Annotated in this window: 21 protein-coding genes and 5 pseudogenes; 12 read left to right on the top strand and 14 right to left on the bottom strand. The window is 63.4% G+C overall.

Going from position 1 to position 25,194, the window contains the following annotated elements:
- Positions 1-32: 32 nt before the first annotated feature.
- The 5 genes from GXN78_RS33475 to GXN78_RS33455 all read right to left on the bottom strand — a co-directional run bounded on the left by GXN78_RS33475 (position 33) and on the right by GXN78_RS33455 (position 3,976).
- Positions 33-1,034, bottom strand: a complete 1,002-nt coding sequence (locus GXN78_RS33475) for an NADP-dependent oxidoreductase (protein WP_106560927.1) — start codon at positions 1,032-1,034, stop codon at positions 33-35.
- 8 nt (positions 1,035-1,042) lie between these two features.
- The gene (locus GXN78_RS33470) at positions 1,043-1,522 is read right to left on the bottom strand and encodes a DUF2147 domain-containing protein (protein ID WP_106560928.1); all 480 of its coding nucleotides are present in this window, start codon (positions 1,520-1,522) and stop codon (positions 1,043-1,045) included.
- A 70-nt stretch (positions 1,523-1,592) separates the two neighbouring features.
- Positions 1,593-2,579 carry an MDR family oxidoreductase gene (locus tag GXN78_RS33465; RefSeq protein ID WP_106560929.1) on the bottom strand — a complete coding sequence of 329 codons (987 nt, stop codon included), beginning with the start codon at positions 2,577-2,579 and terminating at the stop codon, positions 1,593-1,595.
- A 173-nt stretch (positions 2,580-2,752) separates the two neighbouring features.
- Positions 2,753-3,358 carry a TetR/AcrR family transcriptional regulator gene (locus GXN78_RS33460; RefSeq protein WP_106560930.1) on the bottom strand — a complete coding sequence of 202 codons (606 nt, stop codon included), beginning with the start codon at positions 3,356-3,358 and terminating at the stop codon, positions 2,753-2,755.
- A 201-nt stretch (positions 3,359-3,559) separates the two neighbouring features.
- Entirely contained in the window at positions 3,560-3,976 is a 417-nt protein-coding gene (locus GXN78_RS33455; RefSeq protein WP_164256101.1) for a fumarylacetoacetate hydrolase family protein, read from the bottom strand.
- A gap of 558 nt (positions 3,977-4,534) precedes the next feature.
- Here GXN78_RS33455 and istA (GXN78_RS33450) point away from each other — a divergent pair.
- Positions 4,535-5,224, top strand: a pseudogene (istA, locus tag GXN78_RS33450) (IS21 family transposase); the annotation flags it as partial.
- A 9-nt stretch (positions 5,225-5,233) separates the two neighbouring features.
- Here istA (GXN78_RS33450) and GXN78_RS33445 read toward each other — a convergent pair.
- The 4 genes from GXN78_RS33445 to GXN78_RS33430 all read right to left on the bottom strand — a co-directional run bounded on the left by GXN78_RS33445 (position 5,234) and on the right by GXN78_RS33430 (position 8,451).
- Complete coding sequence (locus tag GXN78_RS33445; protein ID WP_164256097.1) at positions 5,234-7,309, bottom strand: recombinase family protein; 2,076 nt, start codon at positions 7,307-7,309, stop codon at positions 5,234-5,236.
- Positions 7,299-7,466: a hypothetical protein gene (locus tag GXN78_RS33440; protein ID WP_164255698.1), complete on the bottom strand. Its 168-nt coding sequence runs from the start codon at positions 7,464-7,466 to the stop codon at positions 7,299-7,301. The genes GXN78_RS33445 and GXN78_RS33440 overlap by 11 nt, the downstream gene beginning before the upstream one ends.
- 128 nt (positions 7,467-7,594) lie before the next feature.
- Entirely contained in the window at positions 7,595-8,104 is a 510-nt protein-coding gene (locus GXN78_RS33435; protein WP_239142999.1) for a helix-turn-helix domain-containing protein, read from the bottom strand.
- A gap of 116 nt (positions 8,105-8,220) precedes the next feature.
- Entirely contained in the window at positions 8,221-8,451 is a 231-nt protein-coding gene (locus GXN78_RS33430) for a DUF5372 family protein (protein ID WP_239142876.1), read from the bottom strand.
- Positions 8,452-8,546: 95 nt separating this feature from the next.
- Here GXN78_RS33430 and GXN78_RS33425 point away from each other — a divergent pair.
- The 3 genes and pseudogenes from GXN78_RS33425 to GXN78_RS33415 form a co-directional block, all read left to right on the top strand.
- Positions 8,547-8,870 (top strand): annotated as a pseudogene (locus GXN78_RS33425) (IS21 family transposase); the annotation flags it as partial.
- The gene (istB, locus tag GXN78_RS33420) at positions 8,870-9,652 is read left to right on the top strand and encodes an IS21-like element helper ATPase IstB (protein ID WP_106561233.1); all 783 of its coding nucleotides are present in this window, start codon (positions 8,870-8,872) and stop codon (positions 9,650-9,652) included. The pseudogene GXN78_RS33425 and the gene istB (GXN78_RS33420), both read left to right, overlap by 1 nt.
- Positions 9,653-9,794: 142 nt before the next feature.
- Positions 9,795-10,133 (top strand): annotated as a pseudogene (locus tag GXN78_RS33415) (transposase); the annotation flags it as partial.
- An 83-nt stretch (positions 10,134-10,216) separates the two neighbouring features.
- Here the strand turns inward: GXN78_RS33415 and istB (GXN78_RS33410) are convergent.
- Together istB (GXN78_RS33410) and istA (GXN78_RS33405) are read right to left on the bottom strand one after the other, a co-directional pair.
- On the bottom strand, positions 10,217-11,005 hold the full coding sequence (gene istB / locus GXN78_RS33410; RefSeq protein ID WP_106561234.1) for an IS21-like element helper ATPase IstB: 789 nt from the start codon (positions 11,003-11,005) through the stop codon (positions 10,217-10,219).
- 16 nt (positions 11,006-11,021) lie between these two features.
- Complete coding sequence (istA, locus tag GXN78_RS33405) at positions 11,022-12,545, bottom strand: IS21 family transposase (RefSeq protein WP_239142998.1); 1,524 nt, start codon at positions 12,543-12,545, stop codon at positions 11,022-11,024.
- A gap of 202 nt (positions 12,546-12,747) precedes the next feature.
- On the opposite strand from istA (GXN78_RS33405), the pseudogene GXN78_RS33400 reads away from it, so the two are divergent.
- A pseudogene (locus tag GXN78_RS33400) lies at positions 12,748-13,668 on the top strand (transposase); the annotation flags it as partial.
- Positions 13,669-14,208: 540 nt separating this feature from the next.
- Here the strand turns inward: GXN78_RS33400 and GXN78_RS33395 are convergent.
- Positions 14,209-14,934, bottom strand: a complete 726-nt coding sequence (locus GXN78_RS33395; protein WP_106561236.1) for a TetR/AcrR family transcriptional regulator — start codon at positions 14,932-14,934, stop codon at positions 14,209-14,211.
- Between the two features lie 63 nt (positions 14,935-14,997).
- On the opposite strand from GXN78_RS33395, the gene GXN78_RS33390 reads away from it, so the two are divergent.
- From GXN78_RS33390 to GXN78_RS33370, 6 genes and pseudogenes are all read left to right on the top strand, one after another.
- Positions 14,998-15,822 (top strand): enoyl-CoA hydratase/isomerase family protein, encoded by an 825-nt coding sequence (locus tag GXN78_RS33390; protein WP_239142997.1) that lies wholly within the window; start codon positions 14,998-15,000, stop codon positions 15,820-15,822.
- 1 nt (position 15,823) lies between these two features.
- Positions 15,824-17,056 carry a CaiB/BaiF CoA-transferase family protein gene (locus tag GXN78_RS33385; RefSeq protein ID WP_106561238.1) on the top strand — a complete coding sequence of 411 codons (1,233 nt, stop codon included), beginning with the start codon at positions 15,824-15,826 and terminating at the stop codon, positions 17,054-17,056.
- A 13-nt stretch (positions 17,057-17,069) separates the two neighbouring features.
- Positions 17,070-18,416 carry a fumarylacetoacetase gene (fahA, locus tag GXN78_RS33380; RefSeq protein ID WP_239142996.1) on the top strand — a complete coding sequence of 449 codons (1,347 nt, stop codon included), beginning with the start codon at positions 17,070-17,072 and terminating at the stop codon, positions 18,414-18,416.
- A 48-nt stretch (positions 18,417-18,464) separates the two neighbouring features.
- Positions 18,465-19,466 carry a tripartite tricarboxylate transporter substrate binding protein gene (locus GXN78_RS33375; RefSeq protein ID WP_106561240.1) on the top strand — a complete coding sequence of 334 codons (1,002 nt, stop codon included), beginning with the start codon at positions 18,465-18,467 and terminating at the stop codon, positions 19,464-19,466.
- A 588-nt stretch (positions 19,467-20,054) separates the two neighbouring features.
- Positions 20,055-20,126, top strand: a pseudogene (locus GXN78_RS41645) (aspartate 1-decarboxylase); the annotation flags it as partial.
- A 28-nt stretch (positions 20,127-20,154) separates the two neighbouring features.
- Positions 20,155-20,418 carry a hypothetical protein gene (locus GXN78_RS33370; protein ID WP_106561242.1) on the top strand — a complete coding sequence of 88 codons (264 nt, stop codon included), beginning with the start codon at positions 20,155-20,157 and terminating at the stop codon, positions 20,416-20,418.
- 528 nt (positions 20,419-20,946) lie between these two features.
- Here the strand turns inward: GXN78_RS33370 and GXN78_RS33360 are convergent.
- Positions 20,947-21,639, bottom strand: coding sequence for a Crp/Fnr family transcriptional regulator (locus tag GXN78_RS33360; protein ID WP_106561243.1), 693 nt, complete (start codon positions 21,637-21,639; stop codon positions 20,947-20,949).
- Between the two features lie 163 nt (positions 21,640-21,802).
- Here GXN78_RS33360 and GXN78_RS33355 point away from each other — a divergent pair, with 163 nt between their 5' ends.
- Positions 21,803-23,458: a molybdopterin cofactor-binding domain-containing protein gene (locus GXN78_RS33355; RefSeq protein ID WP_239142995.1), complete on the top strand. Its 1,656-nt coding sequence runs from the start codon at positions 21,803-21,805 to the stop codon at positions 23,456-23,458.
- Positions 23,459-23,473: 15 nt separating this feature from the next.
- Here GXN78_RS33355 and GXN78_RS33350 read toward each other — a convergent pair whose 3' ends face one another.
- Positions 23,474-25,189, bottom strand: coding sequence for an IS1634 family transposase (locus tag GXN78_RS33350; protein WP_106561496.1), 1,716 nt, complete (start codon positions 25,187-25,189; stop codon positions 23,474-23,476).
- Positions 25,190-25,194: the final 5 nt, after the last annotated feature.

Here is a 25,194-nt window from a genome sequence, read left to right as displayed (position 1 = left end):
AGTATCCAAAGAGGGGACTAGATGAACAAAGCTCACCTGATGCTGATGACGACCTTGCCCTTTGCGCGGCCGGTTTCGACATAGGTCAGGGCTTCATTGGTGGATTCGAACGGGAACACCCGATCCATCACGGGGCGGATGAGGCCGGCATCGAAGAGACGGGTGATCTCGCGCAGCTGGCTTCCATTCGCCTTCATGAAGAGGAACGAGAACGCGACGCCGCGGCTCTTCGCCTTGCGCCTGATTCCAAAGCTCAGCAGCCGCATGACCAGTTTCACAAACCCGGGTGCCGCGATCTCCTTGCCGAAATCGGGATCAGGTGGTCCGGAGATAGTGATGAGCTTCCCGCCACGCTTGAGCACGCGCAGGGATTTCTGAAGCGTCTTTCCGTCCTGGCTGTTCAGGACCACGTCGTAGTCGCGCAGGACATCCTCGAAGTCCTGCGTCTTGTAGTCGATGACGATGTCTGCGCCCAGGCTCTTCACGAGCGCGGCATTGGTCGTGCTCGTCGTGGTGGCAACGGTTGCACCCAGATGCTTGGCCAACTGGATGGCAAAAGTGCCCACGCCGCCGGAGCCGGCCTGAATGAAGACCTTCTGCCCCTTCTTCAGATTGGCCTTCTCGACAAGTGCCTGCCACGCTGTCAGGGCCACCAGCGGGATGGAAGCGGCTTCTTCCATCGTGAGCCCCTGGGGCTTGAGCGCCAGGGAAGCCTCCCTGACCGGGACGAATTCAGCGAAGGTGCCGATCCGAAAATCATCCGCCCGCGCATACACCTCGTCGCCCAGCTTGAACTTCCGCACGCGCGGGCCGACTTTGACCACCATCCCGGCCACGTCGTGGCCCAGGACGAGGGGCAGGCGATAGGGCAGGATGAGCTTGAACTCACCATCCTTGATCTTGGAGTCCAACAGGTTCACGCCGGCGGCATGAACCTGAACCAGGACCTCGTCATCGCGCAGCTCCGGCGTCGGCACGTCTGCCGAACGCAGCGCACCCTTCTTGCGGTATCGGTCGAGAACAAATGCTTTCATGGTCTTCCTTATTCTTGGCGCAACCAGGTCTGCGAACGACCCAGCATCGGCACACCGATGTAGCCGCGCACGCTGAGCTTCTTGCCGTTGTCGGTCAGGCGCACAGTGCTGCGGTAGACCTTGCCGTTGTCCGGATCGAGAATCTGGCCGCCGGTATATTCGTCGCCCTCTTTGGTCAAGCCGCTGAGGATCACCAGCCCGACGACTGGTGCGTTCTTGTTTGCGGCTTCGCACTTTTCGCACTTCGGATTCGGGTCTTCATTCGGGGCCGGGAAAACTTTCTCGATCCTGCCCAACAGAGCTCCGTTCGATTCCGTGATCCGGACCAGCGCCCTCGGCTTGCCACTGACATCGTCGACGTTCTTCCACAGACCTGTGGGCGATGCTTCTTGGGCCCAGGCGGGCGTCGCCAACAAGGCGGCAGCCAATGTGAGGAACCCAAAGACTCGTATGGGCAGGATCGGGCGAATGCTGAAAGTAGTGTTCATGACAGTGAAACGGTTGGGATTGAGAGCTGGAACTTGCGGATAGTGACTTCGTGCGAATCTGCCGTCGGCGTCATGCATTGACATCGACGACAGTACGACCTTGGACTTTTCCTTCGAGCATCCGGCGTGCAACTGAAGGCACCTCTGCAAGATCGACAACCCGGGTCGTGCGCGCGAGCTTGTCCAGATCCAAGTCACGTGCCAGTCGCGACCAAGCCTCGAGGCGGGTTGACTCTGGAGCATTAACCGAATCGATACCGGCAAGCATCACGTTACGCAAGATGAAGGGCAGCACCGAGGCCGGAAGATCGGTGCCCTGAGCCAGGCCGCAAGCGGTGACCACGCCCCGGTACCGCGTCTGCGCCAACACGTTGGCCAGCGTGTGACTCCCGACTGAATCGACCGCGCCAGCCCACCTTTCCCGGGAAATCGGCGCCCCTGGCTCCGAAAGTGTCTGGCGATCGATCAGGTCCGAGGCCCCAAGACTGCGCAGATAGTCGCCCTCCTCCGGTCGACCTGTAGACGCGATGACCCGGTAGCCGAGGCCAGACAGAATGGCGATGGCGATGGAGCCGACGCCCCCATTGGCGCCCGTCACGAGAATGTCCCCATGCTGCGGCGTCAGACCGCCATGCTCAAGCGCCAGCACGGACAGCATCGCGGTGTATCCCGCTGTCCCGATGGCCATCGCATCCTTGGTGGACAACGCGCCTGGAAGCTTGATCAGCCACTCGCCTTTGACCCGCGCCTTCTGCGAGTAGCCACCGTGATGGGTCTGGCTCAAGCCCCAGCCGTTGGCGACTACGCGGTCGCCAACGGCGATACCAGGGAACGAAGAGGCTTCGACCGTACCGGCGAAGTCGATGCCAGGGATCAAGGGGAACTGCCGGATCACATCGGCCCGCCCGGTGATGGCCAATGCGTCTTTGTAGTTCACTGTCGAATAGTCGACGGCGACCACAACATCGCCAGGCATGAGATCTTGTTCGCGCAGCTTGACCACGCTGATTGAGATCTTTTCATCAGTTTTGCTTGCGAGCAGCGCTTGGAATGTCATCGTCTTCTTTCAACAGAGATTTGTCAGGATTGCTTGCAACCTCGGCGAATCGCTTTGGCGTCGGCCGGCGAGTCCAGAGGTGTTGTGAGTCTTGGACGAGCCGCTGCGGCCGCATTTTGCATGATCTTCATCATATTATTGAGCGAGCAAATGGCCGACGTCCTTAAGTGAAATCAGGTAACGACGGGCATCAGCCGCTTCAACGCAGCCTCGCGCAGGCGGTCCGACAGAACGGGCTCGTCGACTGCACGAGCCAACAGCAATGTGCCCGCCATGGCGGCCACAGTCACGAGTGCTCGTTCGTGGGCACCGGGCTGGCCCCAGTCAGGCAATTGGCGGGCGACGAGATCGACCATCGTCTTAATGTGCTGGGTGGTCGCTCGACGCACCTCGGGAGCCTGCCGCGGCGTTTCCGATCCCAGCGCGACCAAGGGACATCCTGTCTCCACCTGCTCGAGGTGCTCTCTGGAGAGATAGACACGGAGCATGGCTTCCAGGGCCCTTTCTGGAGGCGCGCTGGCAACAGCCTGCGCCGCTGCTGCAGCGGACTCCGCGCACGCCCGATCCGCAGCTTCGGCCAGCATGGCCTCGCGTGAGGGGAAATGGGCATAGAAGGCGCCGTGCGTCAGCCCGGCCTCCTTCATGATGTCCGCGACGCCAGTACCGTCGTAGCCGCTACGGCGGATTGCTCGTGCGGCCGCGGACACGATGCGTCGGTGTGACGCATCCTTGGCCGCGCTTCTGGCGTTGAGCTTTCCATTTCGCATGATGTTTATCATACAACAGAAGCACAACTCCTTGTTGTGAGGGCTTGGGGCAACGACCACGCAATCGACGCCGTTACAAACCGCGACCTACGCCACCCGATTCGCGCTTCCTTCGCCTGCACGCCGCTGGTGATGGAACGTCAGGTACCTATGCCGGGTGGCCCGCACTAAGCAAGGCTGATAGGCCTGCTGGCCGCGACGCCACTCACCACATCAAAACGGTCGTGGAGCTCTTTGACTATCTTCTCTCACAGCGAGCGTCATGTGACCAACGGACTCGATCTCGATCTTTATGGCATCGCCGGCTTGAAAGGGGCCCACGCCTTCCGGTGTACCAGTGGCGATGACGTCGCCGGGTGAGATGGGAAGCACTGATGAAATGAGCTCGATCAACTCCGCGACGCCCACGATCATCTCGGCGGTGTTGGCCTCCTGCCGCAATGTGCCATTCACCCAAAGTCGGTTCTGCAGCGCCTCGGCGTTCGGCACTTCGTCCGCCGTCACCAGGAAGGGGCCTAGTGGAGTAAAGGACTCGAATGACTTTCTCATGGACCGCTCCTCTTCGGCCACGCCCGGCTCGATCCGCATCGTCGCGTCGATCAGGCAGGCGTAACCGAACACATGCTGCACGGCATATTCGCGAGAGATGTTGCGCCCGTGTTGACCGAAATGAACCCGTGGGCTGAACCATGGACAAGGCAGAACTGATCCGCTGGCCGGACCTTCAGCCAAGAGAGGCTATATTCACCTGCCCCTATCGGCGCCATCGACCGCCGCGATGCTGCACGAACCCGTCTGTCGGCCTATCTGAGACAGCCACGGCTGGTCCATCGGATCGGTGCTTTGACGGTTGGCGACCTTGACTACCCGCCAGTACACAGCGACGTCATGGCCTTTCTCTTTCCGGTGGGCACTAGGAGCCTGTCGGGCTTTGCAGTCTTCCGAACGATGCTGCCATCCGAGACAATTGGGGCAACAAAACCAAGCCTCCCGCCCCGATGAGCCGCTTCGTCCCCGTAGACCGAGACACGTCGTATCTGTTGCCTCCGTCGGTGGACGAATGGCTGCCCAATGATCACTTGGCGCGCTTCGTGGTCGAAGTTGTTGGCGCCGAAGTAATACTGACCCAGTGCGCCGAAGTAAAAGTGACCCACCTGGGCGAGGATGACGGCCTTTTTGGCGCCGTCGATGTTGACCCAGGAGCAAGCAGTGGAGATACGAGTGATGGCCCGAAGGGGCGAGAGCGTCAGAGCGATCGCGAAGCAGTTGGACTGCTCGCGCAACACGGTACGCCGGTATCTGAGAGACGAGACGGCACGGCGCTACGGCCCGCGTGAAGCGCGGGCGTGCAAGCTCGACGAGTACAAGGGCTATTTGCGTGAGCGTGTCGAGCAGGCCCGCCCGCGGTGGATTCCAGCCACCGTGCTCTTGCGCGAGATCCGCGAGCGCGGCTACGCCGGCGGCATCAGCCAGCTCAAGGCCTGGCTGGCGCCCTTGAAGAAGAGCGAGCCCGAGCCGCTGGTGCGCTTCGAGACCCCACCGGGCAAGCAGATGCAGGCCGACTTCACTTATGTCAGGCGAGGTCGCGATCCGCTGCTGGCGCTGGTGGCCACCATGGGCTACAGCCGCGCGAGCTTCGTCAAGTTCGTCGCAAGTTCCGGCGAGGACGCAACCACGCTGTGCGCGGGATTGCGCGAGGCCTTCGACTACTTCGGCGGGGTCCCCGAGCATGTTCTGTTCGACAACACCAAGGCTGTGGTGATCGAACGCAACGCCTACGGCGAAGGCCTGCACCGCTGGAACGGCGAGTTGAGAGATCTCGCGGAGGCATGCGGCTTCACGCCCCGACTGTGTCGCCCTTGCCGAGCGAAGACCAAGGCGTGGACTTCATACTGCACCTTGTTCGGATAGTTGAGCGGCAATAAGGCGTGGGGGCCGACCGCCGTATCGGCTGCCGGCGCCTTTAACCAGTGTGACGTTGCCGGGCGGTTCGTACAAGCATCGATGATTGTTGCCGTATAGGTGGCGCTTAAGGATGCCGAGACGGCCGAGTTGATGAACGGTCGTCGAGGACACACCGAGGTGCTTGGCGACCTCTTCGCCAGTGAGCATGCCGCGCTCGCGCAGCCGCTCGAAGCGGCTCTTGAGCGCGTAGGCGTATCGCACCAGGATGACCTTCTTCATCGTGAACGCTTCGCCGCGCCAGTTGCGATGCCCGAGCGCGTTGAGCTTGACGGCGATCTGCCGGTCGGTAGAGGTCTCGAGCAACTCGTCGATGAGGGCGACCACTTCCGGCGGGGTCTTGCGGATCTGCGCGATGGGCCGCGGCTTGTCGACGCAAAGGCTTTGCGTTCGTCCGCCGCGCCAGCGTACGTGCACCGCAATGCTCGGCCCGGCCACCAACGTCACGTCCTCGATCAACAATGCCAGCATGCGCTTGCGTTCCAACGCACTGGTCCTGGCGTCGTTCCAGACCCGAGGGAAGTCGCGCGCCAGGTCGACGATGCGCTTGCGCGCCGGCTCGTCGAGTTGAGCCTCATCCTCGTGCTGCTGGCGTTCGTGCTGTTGCTGCAAGGTGTCGAGTTCGCGCAGGCGTTGGTTCCATTCCGCCTCGAGCGCATCGGCCACCAAGCGGTTGTCCGGATCCACCTTGGCGTAGCGGCGGCGGGCTAACTCGGCCTCGTAGCGCGTGCGCTGAAGCTGCGCCTGACGCCGCGCGGCGGCCTGCTCGATGCGCTGCGCAATCTCATCCTGCACGGCCAGTGCGACCTCGATCGCCGCCGGCGCCACGGTCTGCAGGAGCAAGGCGCTGACCGCCGCGTCGACCGCCGGTCCGTGAACCGCTTGACACGGCTTGCCGGCTCGGCGCACGACCTCTTCGTAGCAGCGGTAGTACGCACGCAGTTGGCCACTGAGAGACTCGTAGTGCACCCGCATGCGTGCCCCGCATTTGCCGCACAACACGCGCCCCTGCAGCAGGCCATTGCCCTCGCGCGGCATGCGTCCCCGCTCTCCGGGGGCGAAGCCCAGGTTCTGCCGCAGCCTGAGTTCATTGCGCTCGAACTGCGACCAATCGATGTAACCCGCATGGGCATTGCGGATCAGCACCTTCCAATCCTGCTGCCCCACGTCTCGCTGCACCGGCCGCAGTTGCGCGTTGCAGAAGATGCGCGAACGGCCGTAGACGAAGGCGCCCGCGTAGCGCGGGTTGTGCAAGATCTGCAATACCCGCGAGACGTCGATCAGGCCCCACAGCAGATCACCCTTGCCGATTCCTCGACGGATGCGTCGCGGGAACAGTACCTCCTGTTTGCGCAGACGCCGCACAACGGCGCAGGCAGAGCCGAGGTCGTTGAACATCTCGAACAGCAATCGAACGGTGTCCTGGACCTGGCGGTCGGGGTCGAGAACGACGTGACCAGCGCCGTCGTACACCAACCCGATCGGCAAGGGCATCTCCAGCTCACCTCGGCGTGCCTTGTTCAGGATGCCACCTTGCAGGCGTGACTTCAGGATGTGCAGTTCGGCTTCGCTCATCGTGCCCTTCAGACCCAGCAGAAGGCGATCGTTGAAGTGGGACGGGTCGTAGACCCCGTCCTCGTCGAGGATGAGGGTGCGTGACATGGCTGCCAGCTCAAGCAGGCGATGCCAGTCGGCGTTGTTGCGTGCCAGGCGTGAGACCTCCAGCCCCAGCACGATGCCGGCGTGGCCGAGCGCAACCTCGGTGACGAGACTCTGGAAGCCGTCGCGGTCGCGTGCCTGCGCACCGGACAGGCCCAGGTCGCTGTCGATCACGTGCTCCAGCGGCCAGCCCAGCGCCACCGCACGCTCGCGCAACGCGTATTGGCGCTTGGTGCTCTCCGTGTTCTCGAACACCTGGCGCAACGAGGATTGCCGCACGTACAGGAACGCATCACGGCGCAAGTGGTCGGCGTCGACCTTCAGGGCAGAATCACTGGGCATGAAGTACCTCTAACTGGGTCGCCAGCACCATGTCGGCCAGCAGGCGCACGAGCTGGCGATCGAGCGTGCCGGTGGGTGCCGCCGATGTCGGCGGCGCGATCACTGAAGATGTCGAGGGTGCCGCGGTGGCGCGCAACACCCGCAGGCCGTGCCACATGCCGTGGAAGATGATTGCGCCCAGAGCGTCTGGACGGCCTCGACCGGCCACTACGTCGGCGCGAATGCACTCGTAGGCCGCGGCCGCATCGCTGGGCAGACTCGACGAGGTGTTCGTCGAAGAAGGTGTCAGCGTTTTTTTTTGCGAGCGATTGCCCGCTCGATGCTGCGTGGGTGCACCTTGACACCCAATTGGGTGTGAACCAGTTTGGCCATCTCGCGTGCGTGCATCGGGCCGCTGCCGGTGTGGTGCGACTCGATGACGTCCATCACCTCGGCGGTGAGCTTGTGGGCTGACTTCGGCCCGCGCGGTTGCGGCAGCAACCCGGCAACGCCGTCGCGCTCGAACGCGGCTTCGGCCTGGTAGAAGGTCGGTCGCGACAGGCCGAACAAGCTGGCCGCCTCGGCCTTGGTGACGCCGTCTTGCCGCGCGTGGCGAAGCATCTCGTACTTGACCTGCACCAGGTCGTTGGCGTCGAAGAACCCGCCGGGGTGGAACCAGTCGGCCTGAACCCGACTGGGCTGCACGTTGAGGATGCCCGCCTCGCGCAATCGGTCGAGCTTGTTGGCAGGCTTGGGCATGGTCGCAGTGGTTCTTGTTGTGTAAATCATAATATGCCGCACTGTATGCAACGTCAAGATGGATTTGCTCCTTCTGATCCAATGAACTTGAATGAATTAGGCCAGTTGAATTTAAGAGGCGTCTACCGGCAGCACCAAGTGCGGCGTTAATACGTTTACACATGCGGCGCAATTTACTTGACACGCTTGCGCCTGCTGTGATGCCGACTCTTGATCTCGCCAACCAGCGCCACGAGCGTCGACAGGTCGTCCGCGCGGAAGAACGACCGCCCGGCTGCAGCATCGGTTCGAGCATCTGGCGGATCAACGTCGGTCCACGCCGCCGGCAGTGAGCGCAGCTGACCATGGGCGTCGAAGAACATGACGCGGTCCTCGCCCCAGTTCTGCTTGCGAGTGGCAAGCACCAGGCGCCGACCCTTCCACGGATGGAAAGGGTGCGTGACTTCGACCTCTATGGACGCTCCAGACGCTGCATCACGTGCAGTTCTGGACCTACGAGAAGGGCAAGGTCGAGCGATTCAATTCGTACCTGAAGGGCAGCTTCCTGGTGCCGCTGGCCGCGACGTTGGAAGCAAGCGGCTTGCGCCTCGACGCCAACCTGGCCAACCTGCACGTGCGTCGCTGGCTCGACGAGGTTGCCAACGCCCGCGTGCACGCCACCACCAAGGCCGTGCCCGCAGTGCGGCTGGCCGAAGAACGCGCGGTCATGCTGAGCGCGCCAGCGCTCAAGGCGCCGGCGCCCACACGTCAGCGCGTGGCCCCGCCGGTGGAGAGCCTGCAGCATCCGCTGTCGGTGTACGACGCCTTGCTGGAGGCTGCGTGATGAGCTTGCAACATGACCGCATCGCTGAGCTGTGCGAACAACTCAAGTTCGCCCGGCTGGGCAGCGACTGGCCGGCGCTGGCGCAGGACGCTGCGCGGGACGGAACCAGCTTCGCCGACTTCCTCGAGAAGGTCCTTGCCAGCGAGTTCGTGGCGCGAGAGGAGCGCAAGCGCGTCACCATGATGCGCCTGGCGACGATGCCCTCCGTGAAGACGCTGGAGCAGTTCGATTGGACCCAGGCAACTGGCGCGCCTAAGGCGCAGATCTTGGAGCTGGGCCACCTGGCATTCGTCGAGCGTGCCGAGAACGTGGTACTGCTCGGGCCAAGCGGCGTCGGCAAGACCCATGTCGCATTGGCACTGTGCCACCGCGCAGTGATGGCGGGACACAAGGCCCGCTTCATCACCGCGGCCGACCTCATGATGCAACTGGCAGCGGCCAAGGCGCAGAGCCGGCTGAAGGAATACTTCAACCGAGCCGTGCTCGGACCGAAGCTGTTGGTGATCGACGAGATCGGCTACCTGCCGTTCGGGCGGGACGAAGCCAACCTGTTCTTCAACGTGGTGGCCAAGCGCTACGAGCGTGGCTCGATGGTGCTCACGAGCAACCTGCCGTTCACGCAGTGGGCGGGCGCCTTCGCGGATGACCAGACGCTGACGGCGGCGATGCTGGACCGCCTGTTGCACCACGCCCACATCGTGCAGATCACGGGCGAGAGCTTCCGATTGAAAGACAAACGCAAGGCCGGCCAGGCGGCAAGGAGGGCCACGTCGGTGACATGACCGGCGCCGCGCGCTGCTCGGCCGCTTCGGGCTACGCCCTACGCGCCCGAGCAGCGCATCGAAAGTGATCCGGGTGGGTCAGATTTACTTCGGCGACCATGCTGAAAGTGGGTCAGATTTAAATCGGCGTTGACACGAAGTCATCGAGCAGCTCGATCTGAGTGAGTTGACCGGCCAATACGCAGGCCGGGGCTCAGCCGCGCACCATCCTGCAGTACTGCTGGGTCTGCTGATCTATGGCGACGCCAATGGCGTGCACTCCAGCCGCAAGATCGAGCGCGCCACTTACGACTCGGTGGCCTTTCGCGACGTGGCGGCGAACACCCACCCGGACCACGACACGCTGGCCACGTTTCGCCGCCGCTTCCTGAAGGAGGTGGAGACGCTGTTCGTACAGGTACTGGTGCTGGCGCGCGAGATGAAACTGCTCAAGCTCGGGCACATCGCGCTGGACGGCACCAAGATCGATGCGAACGCGAGTGTCACCTTCCGGCGTAATGGAGCCACCTGTTTTCGGCATATTGGAGCCGGCTGCAACGAGGTTGAAGGGCACCATCGAAGGTTTCAAGCTTGAGCGGTTTTGGCCTCGGTGGCAAGACGCTGGCGGATGACCGCCGGCAGTTGTCGCGGGGCCCGGTAACTCTTGCCATCGAGCACCAGGCAATAGGCGTTGTGACGCATGCGATCGAGCGTCGCGCTGGCCAGCAGCTTGTTGGCCGGGAAGGCCTGGTCCCACTCGGTGAGGTCCAGGTTGCTGGTCACGATGGTGGCCGCGCTCTCGTAGCGCTCGGCCATCAGTTCATGCAGATCTTCATCGGCCGGCGGACGAAGGGGTTTGAGCCCGAAGTCATCAATGATCAGCAGCAACACGCGTGCGAGATTGGCCAGCTTGCGCTCATAGCCGCCGATGGCGCGCGCCGCATTCAACGCCGCGGTCAGTTGCGTGCAGGTGGCGAAGGTGACATCCACGCCCTGGCGCACCGCGCAGTGGCCCAGCGCCTGCGCCAGATGGCTTTTGCCGGTCCCGCAAGGCCCGACGATCAGCACCGGTGCGCGCTCGTCGAGATAGCGTCCGGTGGCCAGCTCGTGCACCAGGGCGCGATTGAGCTGCGGCAGTCGGTCGAAGTCGAACTGGTCGAGCGTCTTGTTGCTGCGGAACGCCGCCCGTCGCAGCCGGCAGGTGAACTTCTTCTGCTCGCGGCGCGCAACCTCGTCTTCGATGAGGAGGGCGAGGAATTCGGTGTAGGCGAGCTTCGAATCGATGACTTGGCGGTTGCGCGCCTCCAGCGAGTCCAGGATGCCCGACAGGCGCAGTTGCTTCAGGTGCGGGCTGAGGGCCGGCATGGGATTCATGATGTGCACTCCTTGGTCAGTGACGCGGTGCGTCGGGGTTGAACAGCAGTTGCGCGCTGCGCACGAAGCGCGCGCCGGGTGCGTGGATGTGAGCGCCATCGGCGCCATCCAGCGGTAGCTGGTCGAAGCCGCCAGTGAGGATCGTCTTGACGGTGCGGTAGTACGGGCTCGCGTGCAGAAGCGCTCGGGCACAAGCGACTTCCAGGCGCGCAGCTCCGAACCTATCGCGCAGCCGCAGCACGCCTTGGGCTGCGCGCAGTCGCTCCAGGATGCGATCGGCCAGCAGCCGCTCGATGAGCTCGGCACACGCAGCGCCAACTTCGCGTGCCTGTTGCAGGCACCACGCACGGTCGTGCGCGAAGAACTGGCGCGCCGCCGGCGGCAAGTGGTCGCGAACGCTCACGCGTTGGCCCGGGCGATGGCCTCGAGCGTGGCTGGCCACCAGCTGGTGATCTTGGTACAGGAACACTGTGGAGTCAGTGGCGCGCATCCACAGCGTCTTGCCCACCAGCGTGAACGGCGCCGAGTACAGCACCCGGTCGTGCGCGACATGGCAATCGCGGTGGACCGACACCTTGTGCCAGGTGCCCAGATCCGGCGCGACCGCCGGCAGCGGCTGCAGCTGCGTGCGCTCCAGCTCGAACAGCGCCAGTGGCGCCTGGCGGGTCGTGCCGTGCACGCGCACACCGGCTTCCTTCATCACCCAATTGCGTGCCTGGGCGTTAAGGTCGGCAAGGTCGCGGAACTCGCGCAGCGGCACGAAGCTGCCCTTGACGTATTTGACTCCCGCTTCGACGACCCCCTTCTTCTTCGGATCCCGCGGGGCACATGGGTCGATCCTGAAGCCGTATCCCTCGGCGCACTCGGCATACGCGCGCTGCACGACAGGGTCGTAGATGCAAGCCTTGACGATCGCGCACTTGGCGTTGTCGATGATGAGACGCCGCGGCACGGCGGCGAACCATTCGAAGGCGCGCCGGTGGCAGCCCAGCCAGGTCGCCACCGTCTGGTCCCACACGAATTCGACGTACTGATGACGGCTGAAGCACAGCGTCATCACGAACGCCCAGGTGCGCCGCAGCGCACCTGTCGGATGCATCAGCATCGGCCCTGCGCCGAAGTCGACCTGGGCGGCCTCGCCGGGCGCGAAGCTCAAGGGCACGGTGACATCGGCCGGGCGCTCGCCGCGGATCGAAACGATCATGCGGTATACGGACGAGTAGCTGCCCTGGTAGCCATGATTGCGCTGTAGAGCAGCCAGGATCGTCGTGCCCTGCACGCCTCGGTCGAGCCAGCCGGCGATGAGCTCGCGATGCGACTCCAGTGTCGAGACGGTGGACGCTGCGAGCTTGGGCGCGCCGAGGGCGGCGGCGATCTGGGCGTCCTCGGGCAAAGGTGTTTGCGCATCCAGCCAGCCGTGCTGCTCGGCCAACGCGCGCAGGTCCGCCAGCTTGTGCCGGCCCAAGCAATGACTTCGCGCGATCTCTCGCTCGGAGGCGCCCTGACGCATCTGCGCAAGGGCGATTCGGTACTGGAACATCTCGATTCTCCTTCGGCTCATCGCTGCCTCCGTGGGGACTTCATCAAGTCGCCCACTTCAGCACGCAACAACCCATTCAGATCGAGGTGTCCTTCAACTCAAGTGGCTCCAATATGCCGAAAACGCAGTGGCTCCATTACGGCGGAAATCCACTGGCTCCATTACGCCGAAAACGAACTGGCTCCTATGTGCCGGAAGGTGACACGCGAGCAAGCACCGCCCCCTGTCCTGGGCACATGCCAACAAGATCGAAGCGCAATTGCGCCAGGAAGTGCAAACCCTGCTGGCGCTGGTCGAGAACAGCGACCGTGCGGCGGTGCCCGATGGCATGGACGTGCCGGCGGAGATCGCCCGGCGTGAAGACCGCTTGAGCGCGATCGCGCAGGCCAAGGCCAAGATCGAGCAGCGAGCCAGCGAGCGCCATCAGTTCGAGCAGCAGGAGTACGAGGCCAAGACCGCCAAGCGCCAAGCCCAGCGTGAGGCGGGCAAGAAGCCGCGCGGCAAGGACCCTGAGCCTCCAGAGGCCGGCCCCGAGGACGGCGACCAAGTCAATCTCACGGATGAAGAGTCGCGCATCATGCCCGTCTCGAGTGGAGGCTTCGAGCAAAGCTACAACGCACAAGCCGGCGTGGACACCGAGACGATGATGGTGATCACCCAGCATGTGAGCCAGGCATCCAACGACAAGCGCGAAGTCGTGCCTACGCTGCAGCAGATCCAAGCGTTGCCCGCGGTGCTGGGCCAGGTGCACACGCTCATCACGGACAACGGCTTCTTCAGCCAGGCCAACGTGACGGCGTGCCACGACGCGGGGGTCGAGCCGCTGCTGGCGCTCAAGAGGGAGTCGCATCACACGCCCGTGATGGAGCGCTTTGCACTTGATGTGCCCGAGCCCAAGACGACGGACCCGCTCGTGCAGATGGCACGCCGCCTGGGCACGCAGGCCGGCCGAGCCCTGTACGGCCTGCGCAAGCAGACAGTGGAGCCGGTGTTCGGCATCATCAAGCGGGTGATGGGCTGGCGCCAAATGAGCATGCGCGGACTGGCCAAGGCCCAAGGCGAATGGAGCTTGGTGACCATGGCCTGGAACATCAAGCGCATGCACGTGCTGCGCGCTGTGTGAGGGGAAAAGTGCGCCTCGATCACGCCGAAACCGAGGCCTCAAGTGGCTTGAGGTGGCCCCACGGTGCCTCGTCAATCGCCGGAAACCCTCGATCAGCGCACCGCCGTCTCGACAAACGCGTCGTACCGATCAATTGGAGTCGCTCGGGCTCAAGTCCGACGGCCTCCTAGATGACCCATCTTGGTGGGAGAAGGTGGTGGTCTGAATGTGGTCTGCTTCTGATGCGACATGTCGCCAGGGTGCGTCCGCCGGCGCGCAGCGTGCCGCAGTGGCCGAGACTGCCGGCAGGACGCCACGGCTGCACCATCTCGGGGATAGCCGCGCGCGGCCGGACCACCGGGCCGTAGCTACGTTGGTCGCAGCAGTTCGCGCTGGTGACACGAACTGCTGTGAAGGTCAGTTCAGCAGTTCAGCTCACTGGCGGCAGGCAATGGTTGCACCTAGGGGCCGGCCGGCCTGCGACGGCGCCAGTTGGTGCCGATATCCAGACCGCTGCCGGCGACGGTACGGTGACCTGGCTGGGACTGGAGGCGCGCTGCGCTAAACCAAGTGTGACTTGGAAGGTTCCTTCAAACTCTTGGGCCCAGCGACCACAGCGGATAAAAAGAGATCGATCGAGAGTTCGATCATCCGCTGCTTCTCGATGCCGCTATCCGTCCGCGGCGTGCGGCCGGCCAATATGAGCGCCGCAACACCATGCTCCATCGACCAAGCCGCATGCGACAGATAGTGCAGTTGGCTCTTCGACCAGCCACTCTCGATCGCTAGCTCGAAGATCGAATCTGAAAAGTAGGAGTAGGACACGTTGCTCGCTGCCTCGACATCACCTCGGACAAACTCCCGCAGCAAGCGCGGCCCCGTCATCAGATCGAACAAGCCGGCGTGCAACTCCGCGTAGCGCACGTAGCTCAGCATCATTTCACGGGCTTTGGCCAGTGCGCCAAGATTCATTGCCGAGATTTTCACGCGTTGCTCGGCCAACTCCTTGAATCCGCTGGACGCGATGGCGGCCAGTAATTCTTCCTTTCCCTTGAAGTGGCGCGATGGCGCTGCCTCAGAAACTCCGAGTCGCCGTGCCAGCGCGCGAAGGCTCAGTTCGCTAGCGCCGTTTTCCTCGAACATCTTGCGCCCTTCCTCCACGAGCGCGTTGCGCAGGCCGCCGCGCTCGTAGGCGGGCTCCCTGAGTTGCGGGGGCAGCGCACGGGGCCTTTTGGACCCAACGCGGGGGGTCGCGCGTGCGGGTGTTCTGGGCAGCTTGATGGTCATGGTCGATACGGGTTTCACGCGATCGATCTTACAAGCGGCATTCCTCAGCGGCTGCCGAGAACATTGGGGTTAACACCGATAACGTTTCTAGTTAACAGTGTTATCGTTACCTTCACACAAGGAGCAATCATGAGCCCAGTTGCGTATGAGAAGGATGGTGCGGTCGGCATCGTCACCCTGGCGAAACCACCCCACAACCTGATCGACAACGTGATGCTGCAGGCGCTGGCGGCTGCGTACGAACAAGCCGTCGGCGAAGGTTGTCGCGCCATCCTGCTGCGCAGTTCCATGCGTCACTTCTGCGCGGGTGCGGACCTCAATCTGCTTCCTGTTGAACGCTGGAGCCAGAGCGAACTCGCTCGCCTCTGGGCCTTGTTGGAAGACGTGCCGGTGCCTACCGTCGCAGCGGTCCATGGCGCCGCGCTTGGCGGGGGCTTCGAACTGGCGCTGATGTGCGACATGATCGTTGCGGCAGACACCGCGACCTTCGGAATGGCGGAAGCCTCACTCGGCCTGCTGCCGCTGCTCGGCGGCGTTCAGCGTGTGGCGCAACGCGCCGGCGTGGCTCGCGCCAAGGAGATGGCAATGTTCGGGCGCCGCCATGATGCGCGTGCGCTTGAGCGCTGGGGTGTCATCAATCTCGTCGCTGCGGAGGCCGAGTTGGCCGCCGCGTCGCTCTCGTGGGCACGACAACTGGCGGCGGGTGCCACGGTGGCGTTCCGCAGCATCAAGACGGTGGCGAATCTGGCGGCGCGCGGCGGCATCGCGGCGGCCGATGCACAACAAGAGGAAGCCAACACGATGATGTGGAACAGCCGCGACCAGAAGAGGGGCCTAGATGCCTTCGCTGCGACAGGGCCGGGCTCCGCGGTCTTCGAGGGGAACTGAGATGAGCGCCGCTCCGCTCGAAGGCTTGCGCGTGGTCGACTTCACGCGTGTACTGTCTGGACCGAGTTGTACCAAGACGCTGCGCGACCTCGGCGCCGAAGTGACCAAGATTGAACCACCCGCTGGTGATTTGGGCCGCGCAGGCGTACCGCATGTCGGCACCATGTCGATGTACTACGCACAGCAGAATGCCGGCAAACGTAACGTCAGCCTGGACCTCAACTGGCCTGAGGCGCGTGAGATTGTCGGGCGGATGTGCCGTGATGCCGACGTCATCGTCGAGAACTTCCGCCCAGGAACGTTGGCACGTTTCGGCTTTGCCTATGACGACGTGGTGAAAATCAACCCAAGAATCGTCTACGTTTCGATCAGCGGCTACGGACAGACGGGACCTTGGCGCAATCGACCGGCGTTCGCACCGACGGTCCACGCCGAGACCGGACTCACAGACATTCTGCAGAAGCATTACGAAGGCGCGATGGTCGAACCGCGCAATGATGCCTGCAGCCATGCGGACGTGTACACCGGGCTGCAAGGCGTCATCGCCGTACTGGCCGCTCTTCAACATCGCGAGCGAACCGGTGAAGGGCAGTACGTGGATGTGTGCATGGCCGCCACCATGCTCTCCGTCAACGAGCGTGCCGGCGCGCAACTGACAGGTCTGGATGTCAAGGACGAACCCTACGCCTTGAGCGCAAATGAGTCACCCCTGTTCGAACTGCCAGACGGGCGAAAGCTAACTATCGCCTCGAGCCCGGTGGCTTCACCGATGTTTCTCAAGTACTGCTCGATGATGCGCCGGACCGATCTCTTCACAGACCCGCGATTCGCGTCTGCGACGCTGCGCAAGGCAAACCTTGAGAGCCTGATGGCCGAGGTCAAGGCGTGGATCCTGACCTTCACCGATCTGGATCTGCTGCAAGCGCAAGTGAGTGAGGCGGGCCTTGCAATCGGCATCGTACGAAGCACGCAGGAGCTGGCCGAATCGGAGTGGGCTAAGGACTGGGGCGCGATCGTCAATATCGACGATCGCGACGGAGGCACGGTGCGCATGCCTGGTCCGCCTTGGCGCTTCGGGCGTTCCGAGTTGCCAGCACCGGGCGCGCCTTACTTCCAAGGAGAGAGCAACAGCGCGGTCCTGAGCGAACTTGGGCTCACAGAGGAGCGCATCCAGGCGCTTCGCACGCAAGGGGTACTGCGCAGCCGCCGCAGTCTCAGCGGCGCGTTCGACTGAGATGAGTCAAGCCATGCGCGAAATAGACCTTACCCACGACGCCTCGGCCACAAGCTGGATACAGAGCGCGAATTCGGACGACACCGACTTCCCGCTTCAGAATCTGCCCTTCGGCGTCTTCCGGCGATCAGGCAGCGATGAACCGCTGCGCGGGGGCATCGCCATCGGCGACCAAGTGCTGGATTTGGCAACGCTGAGCCGAGCGGATGGCCTGGACGGCCTCGACGGCCTCGACGGCCTCGACGGCATTGCACTGCAGGCGGCAAAGGCATGTGCGGCCCCGGAACTCAATGACTTCTTGGCAATGGGACCGGCCGCCTGGCGCGCGCTGCGCCACGCTCTCTTCCGATTGCTCCGGCAAGATGGCAAGAGTGACATCGATACGATCCGCCAAAGCCTCTGCCCGATGGCGGACGTCGAGCTCGCACTACCGGCACGCATCGGCGACTACACGGACTTCTATACCTCAATCCATCACGCTCGCGCCATCAGCGCCCTGCTCGCGCCGAACGGAGAACTGCCGAGAAACTTCCAGTGGGTACCCACCGCGTACCACGGCCGCGTTTCCTCGATCGGAGTCGCAGGCCAGACCTTCCGGCGCCCGCATGGACAGGCCCTTCGGGAAGGTGGCGTCACTCCGGAATATGGGCCGTGCCAGCGACTCGACTACGAACTCGAACTCGGCCTCTACATCGGTGTCGGCAATGCCCCCGGCGAACGCATCGCGCTATCCTCCGCGGAAGACCATGCCTTCGGCATCTGCCTGCTCAACGACTGGTCGGCACGCGACATTCAGGCTTGGGAAATGACGCCGCTCGGGCCCTTCCATGCCAAGAACTTCGCCACGACCGTGTCTCCCTGGATCGTCACCCTGGATGCGCTTGCTCCCTATCGGAAACCCTGGACGCGTCCCACCGCGGATCCCCAGCCCCTGCCCTATCTCGAAGACGATGGAAATCGGTCTGCTGGCGCGCTAGACATTAGCTTGGAAGTCCTGATTGAGACCGAGCGAATGCGCTCAGCCGAACTGCCGCCCCAGACCCTATCGCAGACGAACTTTGCTCACCACTACTGGTCGATGGGTCAGATGATTGCACATCACACAGCAGGTGGCTGCAACCTGCAGACGGGCGACCTGCTGGGTAGCGGCACGATCTCAGGTCCAAGTCGGGCGGAGGCCGGTGCGCTAATGGAACTTGCGCTGGCCGGACAGATGCCCGTTCAGCTGAGCAACGGCGAAAGCCGCAGCTTTCTCGAGGATGGCGACTCGGTCATTCTCCGCGGCTGGTGCGAGCGCAATGGCTTTCGGCGCATCGGCTTCGGCACCAATCATGGCCGGGTGCTACCGGCCTGGACGTAGCGTCGTCGCACGCTCCGCCTTGTTGAGAACACCACAAAGGAGACAACCATGAAGTTCGTTTGTAAACTCGGCCGGCGGTATTTGGCGGCCTGCATCGTTGCTGCCGCCACGCTGCCATCCATCACCATCGTTCACGCGCAGATTCCATCATCTCGACCACTCGTACTGCGCGTTGCCTACCCAGCCGGCGGGCCCGCTGATGTGGCAACGCGCAAGATTCAGGTACCTTTGCAGACCGCGCTTGGAAAGCCGGTGATCATCGAGAACCTGCCTGGTGCGGGCGGTTCGATCGCAGCAAACAACGTGCTGGCCGCGGCACCGGACGGGCAAACGCTGCTCGTGACGACGGGCAACGACATGATTCTGTCACCGCTTGCCTTGTCGCAGGTGAAGTACAAGCCCGAACAGTACCGCCTGCTTGCCACCATTCTGCCGACCGACTTCATGCTGGTCACGAGCGCCGACCATGCGTTCTCCGGCATCGACGCCCTTATCGAGAGGGCTCGCAAGAGCGATCAGAAAGAACTGACGATCGGGAGTTGGGGCTACGGCTCAGCACCCTACCTGGTAGGGGCGGATTTCAGCGCATCGACGAACGCACGCGTCTTGGATGTTCCGTACAAGGGCGCGGCCCCCGTGATTCAGGCCCTGCTGAGCCGCGAGATCGACATGGCGTTCGTGCCGCTGGCGCCCAACGTACTGGAACTCATCCGCACTGGCAAGATCAACGCGATCGGCGTCGCAAACACCAAGCGCAATCCTTATCTGCCGAAGTTGCCGACGCTGAGCGAGGGCAAATACCTGAAGAACTTCGTCTACAGCGCCTGGGCCGCGGTCTTTGTGCCCGCATCCGTGCCCGAGTCCGTCGCCGCGGCACTGCACAAGAGCCTGGCCGACATAACGGGAAGCAGCGACTTCCAGAGCTTTCTCAAGGACTCGGCCGCACTGCCCGTAGAGCCGATGACTCTGGCGCAGTCCGCCGCGTTCTACCAAGCTGAAATCGACAAGTTCCGGCGCATCGCGAAGGCCGTGAAGCTCGAGCCGCAATGACATCATCGACATGCGCGCAACCGGACTGGAAACCTATGAACCCAATCCCAGCCAACGGTTGCTCGCATGCATGACATCTCAACCGAAATGATCGAAACGCCTCCCATGGACGATTCTGTGCTTGTCGGTGGCTGCCACGGACTCGTTTTCGTTCCGGCAGCGCAGTTGAAGGATTACTACCGGGGACAGGGCTCGGTTGCCGCAGCAGGCTTCGTGCTCCTGCTTTTGGCGCTTGCATCTCTGCTATAGCCTCTGCAAGGTAACAAACCGGTGGGCACACGGGGCCGCGAACTCGAGCAGGGTAACGGAGCGCACGGCGTAGCAGACAGAGGCAGGCCGAATCCTGGCGCTCGGATTGGCCGGCGGACCGCAACGCTGTGGGTGGCCTTGCCGGTCGAGATCGCAACAATGGGTCTCGTTTGAGCCTGGGATCGGTCGTACCAACGGAGTCCGCTGCGACTGCACCATTCTTCGCTCGCCTCCCGCTGTGTCCATGTCGTTATCCCGGTGGCGATTGACACCAGACTGATTCATCTCGCGCAAAAAGTGAAACCCTGATCTATCTTCGACGCCCTGCTCAAGTCATAGATCCATCGCGTTGCCGTCCTCGATTGCGAATGGCATTACGAGGGTTCATGCGCCAGCGACGAAGACCCGCTAGTGGTCGGCACTAGAAGTTGTTGTACTTATGAATACTCCACACATCCAGGACCCGGAAGGAAGCGACGGCTTCCCCAACATGGTCGCCTTCAAATGGCTCATGGCTGGCATCGGCTGGAGGGTCGATCTGCCGCGCCTGCGGAGCGACAAGGCCTACATGGAGGAATGCCTGCAACGCGCGCTGAGGAGTGACTCAGAGTTGCTACAGAAGCGCGGTGTCGAAATGCTTGGCTTACAGCGCGGATTGGATGCGCATTGCGACGCTGCCATTGCCGTCCCGATAAGTACATAACTGCTTGGCGCACCACGCTAGAACGCTGCCAGCCTGGGCCGAGAATGGCAAGCCGATATCTGGAACATCAACAACGGGGAGCGCATCGTCACGTACGCAATCCGGGGTGACCGAGGAACCGGCATCATTCGGTCAACGGCCCGGCCGCGTGGAGGGCATCAGTGGGCGATCTGATCGGATCATCATCGCCGCGTTCGGCCTAGTGCCCGAAGCGCAAGTGAAGAGCCACAAGCCCAAAGCTCGTACTCGCGGATGGTGCCGATTGCATCAGGGAAGAGCGTACCTTCATTCCTGTGTTGCACGTGGCTTCGGTCGAACCGTTGCGGAGTGGCACCACGTGCTGAATATATGCCCATCCAGGAGGACTCTGTCCATGATTCAGATCGAACTGGAGCTCCTGGCGGAAAAGTTCGAGAAGCCTTGCATCGAGAACACCAGGAAGGGAAAGCTTTCGTGTTGCGCACCCTCGCTCTTCGGGGGAAAGGATCATTGAGTGACACTCCGACTCTTAGCGGCGAGGCGACAGCGCTAGGGGCCTTCCTCCCCAAGGTAGCTGCGCAGACCTCCAAGGTCGACCACCTCGACGCCGCCGTGCTCTACCCGCAGCAAACCCGCGCGCTCAAGCGCATGCAATGCTCTGTTGGCGCGCTGGCGAGAGACCGCGGACAACAGCCCGATCTCGTCCTGGGTCAGCCGTATGAAGCTGCTCGCCTGCGGATAAAGAATAGGGTCAAACAGGCTTGCCAGGCAGCGTGCGACGCGTGCGTCCGGGCCCAGCAAGCGGTCGAACTCCATAAGTCCGATGAACAGGCTCAGGCGGGCGTTGATGTGCGAGAGAAGGAACCGATTGAAATCGAGGTTCGTCGATACCAGGCGTTCGAAGGTATGGCGCGGCACGCAGGCCATGCGCGTCGGACGCACGGCCACGCCATCGTAGCGCCACGGACCGGGCGTCAGCAGAGATCCTTCGCCGGCCCAGCCACCGGAGGTCACCCCGGTGAAAGTAGAGACGCGACCATCGGCCAGAGAAAGCGACATTTTCACGAGGCCCTCGATGACACCAAGCCAGAGATCCGCGGGCTCTCCGCGGCGCACCACGAACCCGGCGGCCGGCACCTCGCACTCGTGTGACTCGCGCACCACACGGTCGAGTTCCTCGACCGTCAGGGTCTGCGCCCACAAGCTCTCGCGGAGCATGGTTTCCATGGCCTTCGACGACATACGTGTTGCCCTCAGCTCGCAGACCCACTCCTCCACTCGCATCAGCGCCGCGTGGGAAGGACGGCAATGCGCGCGTAAGGAATGTCTTTGAAAAGACATTTTTGGCGCGGCGATCATGCCATATTGAGCCCTGTTCGCCACTACCAAAAGACAGGAGATAAGGATGGAGCATCCGAAATCCGGCGCGGGCCCCACGCATGCGCCGTTTCATGACGAACCGCCCGGCATGCGCCGGCGCAACCTGCTGGGATACGCGGCCTCCGCGCCGTTGATTTCAGCCGCCGCGGGACTCGGCGGCCTGGCGGCCCCCTCGTCGGTCCAGGCCGCGATACTGCCGATGACGCCACCCGACACGACCGACCTGATCGACATCGGCGATGCAGTGACCGTTACAGCGCTGCCGACCATGCCTCTGGTCAAGGTCCGGAGCGTCGCGAACGGCCGCGTCAGGTTGGAGCTTCCGCGCCTGGAATCGGGTCAGGGCATCGCCACCGCCGCCGCGATGATGCTCGCCGACAAGCTAGGTCTTCCGTTGAACGCGATCGAAGTCGGCTCCGCCGACGCCAGCCCCGAGCTGTTCTTCAATCAGCTTACCGGGGGCTCGTCGAGCGTGCGTTCGCTGCATGCGGGCATGCCGTTGCTCGGCGGTTTGGGCGGGCTGCTCACGAGCTCCGCGAACGCGGTGGTCGGCCAGCGCGTGACGCGGCTCGATGCGATGGACATCGTGACCGGACGCAAGAAGTTCACACTCGACCAGACGGTCCCCGACGCGAAGCCAACCATGGTGTGCCGACCGCCGACCATCAACGGCAAGTTCGTGCGCATCAACAACACGACCGCGGTGATGGGCATGCCGGGCGTTCTCGGCATTGCGCCGATTCCCGCCACGAACGGCATCGTGCCCACGCCGCCAGGCGTGGCGGTGATGGCCGAGACATTCGGGCAGGCCTGGGCTGCGGTGAATGCGCTCGACGTCACATGGACCGCAGGCGCGGTCGCCGACGAATCCAACGGCAGTATCCAGCAGAAGCTGAAATCCGCGCTGCTACCTTTCCTGCTGCCGCCGCTGGGCGCGCTGACGGTCGAAGGCGAGTTCGAGTTTGCGGCTGTCTCGCACTGCCCGATGGAAACCGAATGCGCCATCGCCGATGTGCGCGCCGACCGGGCTGAGATCTGGTCCGGTCTGCAGAGCCCGATCGTCACGCAGCAGGCAGTGGCTGCAGATCTCGGCTTGCCGCTGGAGAAGGTCAAGGTGCATGCGGTGCCCTCGGGCGGCTCCTTCGGGCGCCGGCTGTTCTGGGACGCGACGCTGCAAGCGGTACAGATCTCCAAGGCGTTGGGCCGCCCCTGCCGCCTGATGTACCACCGCACCGACGACATGCGCCACGGCCGCGTGCGCCCGCCCATGTTCCATCGAGCGCGCGCCACGATGCTGCTGGGTCAGGTCATCGCTTTCGAGCAACGTATCGCCGGAGTGCGGCTCGATACGCGCCACGGCTTCGGCGAGATGCTGGGTGCCGCGGCCACTGCACTACCCAACGGTTTTCCGCAGACGGCGGGCAACTTCGCCATCGAGCAGATCATGTTCAAGACCATGGTCACTTCGCCGTACAACTTCGGCGTCACCACCAAGCTTCTGACGCCGGTGGCGATGGACATCAACACCTGCTCCTACCGTTCAGTACACATCCAGCCCTCGCGCTTGGTGGAAGAGATCCTGGTCGACGAGATGGCGAGGGCGCTACGAAAAGATCCGGTCGCCTTCCGCCTCGACTTACTTTCCGCAGGTCGGGAGACGCATTTGCGCGTAATTTCCTGACTGCGAAGGACGGGTCTAGAACGTGCCGGGCGGGACGCCAAGGAGGGCGAGCACTTGGCGCTGCAACTGTGTGAGCTTGAGGTCGAAGACCTGGACGGGGTGTCCGTGCTGAAGCAGATGGTGGCGCTCGGCGAGGCTGAACAGCCGTAGCACCTGCTCGGTGGTGGGGTGCGCGCACTGGCGTTGCTCGGGATAGATGGGGAGTTCTTCGATGCCCTCGCGCGCCATGGCCTGGCGCAGCTCGCGCTCGATGAGGGCTTGAACCAACAGCGCGATGGCGTATAGCGTGAACAGCGCTTCGATGCGCCCCTCGTTCTTGAGGAAGACCGGGGCGATTTCGTGCACGGTCTTGACCTGCTCGAAGCGCTTCTCGATCATGGGCTGGCCCTTGTGGGCCTCAAGGACCTGGGCGGCGGTGAGCGTGCGGTCGTTGGTCATCAACGGATAGCAGCCATCACTCCTGCGGTCGTAGGTGATGGCGTCCTCGTCAATGACCCACTGCACGTCAAAGCGCCGCTTGGTGATCTTGCGGTAGGCGGTGTCGGGGCCGGGGCGACCGCGGCGCGCTTGCTTGAATACATGCTCCTCGCGCACGACGCGGCGCACCTTGAGGTAGCGGCCCACGTGGTGCTGCTCCAGGAGGAGCTTGATCTGCAGGTCGATCTCCGGGGCGCCGCGCAGTCGGGTCTTGGAGGAGGCCAGGCGCCGGCGCAGATCCTCGAACTGCTCGATGGCCGCAGCGATGTTGCGCAGGCGCCGGGCGTGCTGGCGCAGCGTCAGCAGCGTGCTCCAGACCCAGACGATGGACCAGGCCTCCATGGAGGGCAGAGGGGCGCGGTGCACGTACCAGCAGTCGCGCGGCCCGTCGCCGTAACGCGGGTTGGGCCGGTCCCAGACCAGGGTCCATTCGGGCGTGTGGGTCTGGATCCATTCGCGGAACTGCGCATCCTCCAGCCGGTTGCGCGGCATGACGGTGACGAAGCGGCCGCCCGCGCGGTCGATGTGATCCATGTTCTCGCGGGAACAAAGTTTTGAGTCCGCGCAATACAAGAAGTCGCTGCTGCCGGCAATGGCGCGTAGCGTGTTCCAAGTCTCGATGTGGGTGACTGAGTCGCTGGTGTTGCCGTCGGTGCAGCGAAACGCCACGGGGACGTTGCCATCGGCGCTCATGGTGAGGATGAACAGCAGCTGCTTGAGATCGGGGCGGTGCGCTTTGGACCTCCCGTACGTGATCGCCGGGGCGGTTCGCCCCCGGATCTGGCGCCCGCCCGCGCCGCGATAGCTGCCACAGAAGCTGATCGTCGTGGAGTCGTTGTGGAACTCCTCGAAACGCACACCGAAGCGCTGCCCGACGGCCAGGACGAGTTCGGTGAGCAACGCGGTGCGGTCGGCATCGAACAGGTGGTCCAGGGCCCGTCCGAGGCGGTCGTCGCTCAGGTGCCCCATCTCCCGGGCGCTGATGCCGAACATGCCGTCGGCGAAGCCGTGCACCGTCTCCTGCTGACGGTAGATGGGCTCACGCTCGACGATGATGGAGCGCAGCAGCACGCCCAGCGCGCTGGCGTGACTGACGGCGCAACGCCGGTCCGAGGCCACGAAGCGCGACAGCGTCTCGGTCAGCCCGATGCGCTCGATGAAGTGGTTGATCAGGGGCAGCGGGCCCAGGCGCTCGGTGTGAAGAGTGAAGCCTGCCTCCTCCATGGTGGAAGTGGGGGCTTGCGAGCGCGGCATGCTGG

The organism is Variovorax sp. WS11 (assembly GCF_010499245.1).
Taxonomy (GTDB): domain Bacteria; phylum Pseudomonadota; class Gammaproteobacteria; order Burkholderiales; family Burkholderiaceae_C; genus Variovorax.
This window is presented reverse-complemented; position numbering and strand designations above follow the sequence as displayed.

Bases quoted from the DNA above. Each gene is read 5' to 3' on its own strand.
- GXN78_RS33475 (WP_106560927.1), bottom strand. From the start codon at position 1,034: ATGAAAGCATTTGTTCTCGACCGATACCGCAAGAAGGGTGCGCTGCGT.
- GXN78_RS33470 (WP_106560928.1), bottom strand. From the start codon at position 1,522: ATGAACACTACTTTCAGCATTCGCCCGATCCTGCCCATACGAGTCTTT.
- GXN78_RS33465 (WP_106560929.1), bottom strand. From the start codon at position 2,579: ATGACATTCCAAGCGCTGCTCGCAAGCAAAACTGATGAAAAGATCTCA.
- GXN78_RS33460 (WP_106560930.1), bottom strand. From the start codon at position 3,358: ATGATAAACATCATGCGAAATGGAAAGCTCAACGCCAGAAGCGCGGCC.
- GXN78_RS33445 (WP_164256097.1), bottom strand. From the start codon at position 7,309: ATGCCCAGTGATTCTGCCCTGAAGGTCGACGCCGACCACTTGCGCCGT.
- GXN78_RS33440 (WP_164255698.1), bottom strand. From the start codon at position 7,466: ATGTGGCACGGCCTGCGGGTGTTGCGCGCCACCGCGGCACCCTCGACA.
- istB (WP_106561233.1), top strand. From the start codon at position 8,870: ATGAGCTTGCAACATGACCGCATCGCTGAGCTGTGCGAACAACTCAAG.
- istB (WP_106561234.1), bottom strand. From the start codon at position 11,005: ATGAATCCCATGCCGGCCCTCAGCCCGCACCTGAAGCAACTGCGCCTG.
- istA (WP_239142998.1), bottom strand. From the start codon at position 12,545: ATGTTCCAGTACCGAATCGCCCTTGCGCAGATGCGTCAGGGCGCCTCC.
- GXN78_RS33395 (WP_106561236.1), bottom strand. From the start codon at position 14,934: ATGACCATCAAGCTGCCCAGAACACCCGCACGCGCGACCCCCCGCGTT.
- GXN78_RS33385 (WP_106561238.1), top strand. From the start codon at position 15,824: ATGAGCGCCGCTCCGCTCGAAGGCTTGCGCGTGGTCGACTTCACGCGT.
- fahA (WP_239142996.1), top strand. From the start codon at position 17,070: ATGCGCGAAATAGACCTTACCCACGACGCCTCGGCCACAAGCTGGATA.
- GXN78_RS33375 (WP_106561240.1), top strand. From the start codon at position 18,465: ATGAAGTTCGTTTGTAAACTCGGCCGGCGGTATTTGGCGGCCTGCATC.
- GXN78_RS33370 (WP_106561242.1), top strand. From the start codon at position 20,155: ATGAATACTCCACACATCCAGGACCCGGAAGGAAGCGACGGCTTCCCC.
- GXN78_RS33360 (WP_106561243.1), bottom strand. From the start codon at position 21,639: ATGTCGTCGAAGGCCATGGAAACCATGCTCCGCGAGAGCTTGTGGGCG.
- GXN78_RS33355 (WP_239142995.1), top strand. From the start codon at position 21,803: ATGGAGCATCCGAAATCCGGCGCGGGCCCCACGCATGCGCCGTTTCAT.
- GXN78_RS33350 (WP_106561496.1), bottom strand. From the start codon at position 25,189: ATGCCGCGCTCGCAAGCCCCCACTTCCACCATGGAGGAGGCAGGCTTC.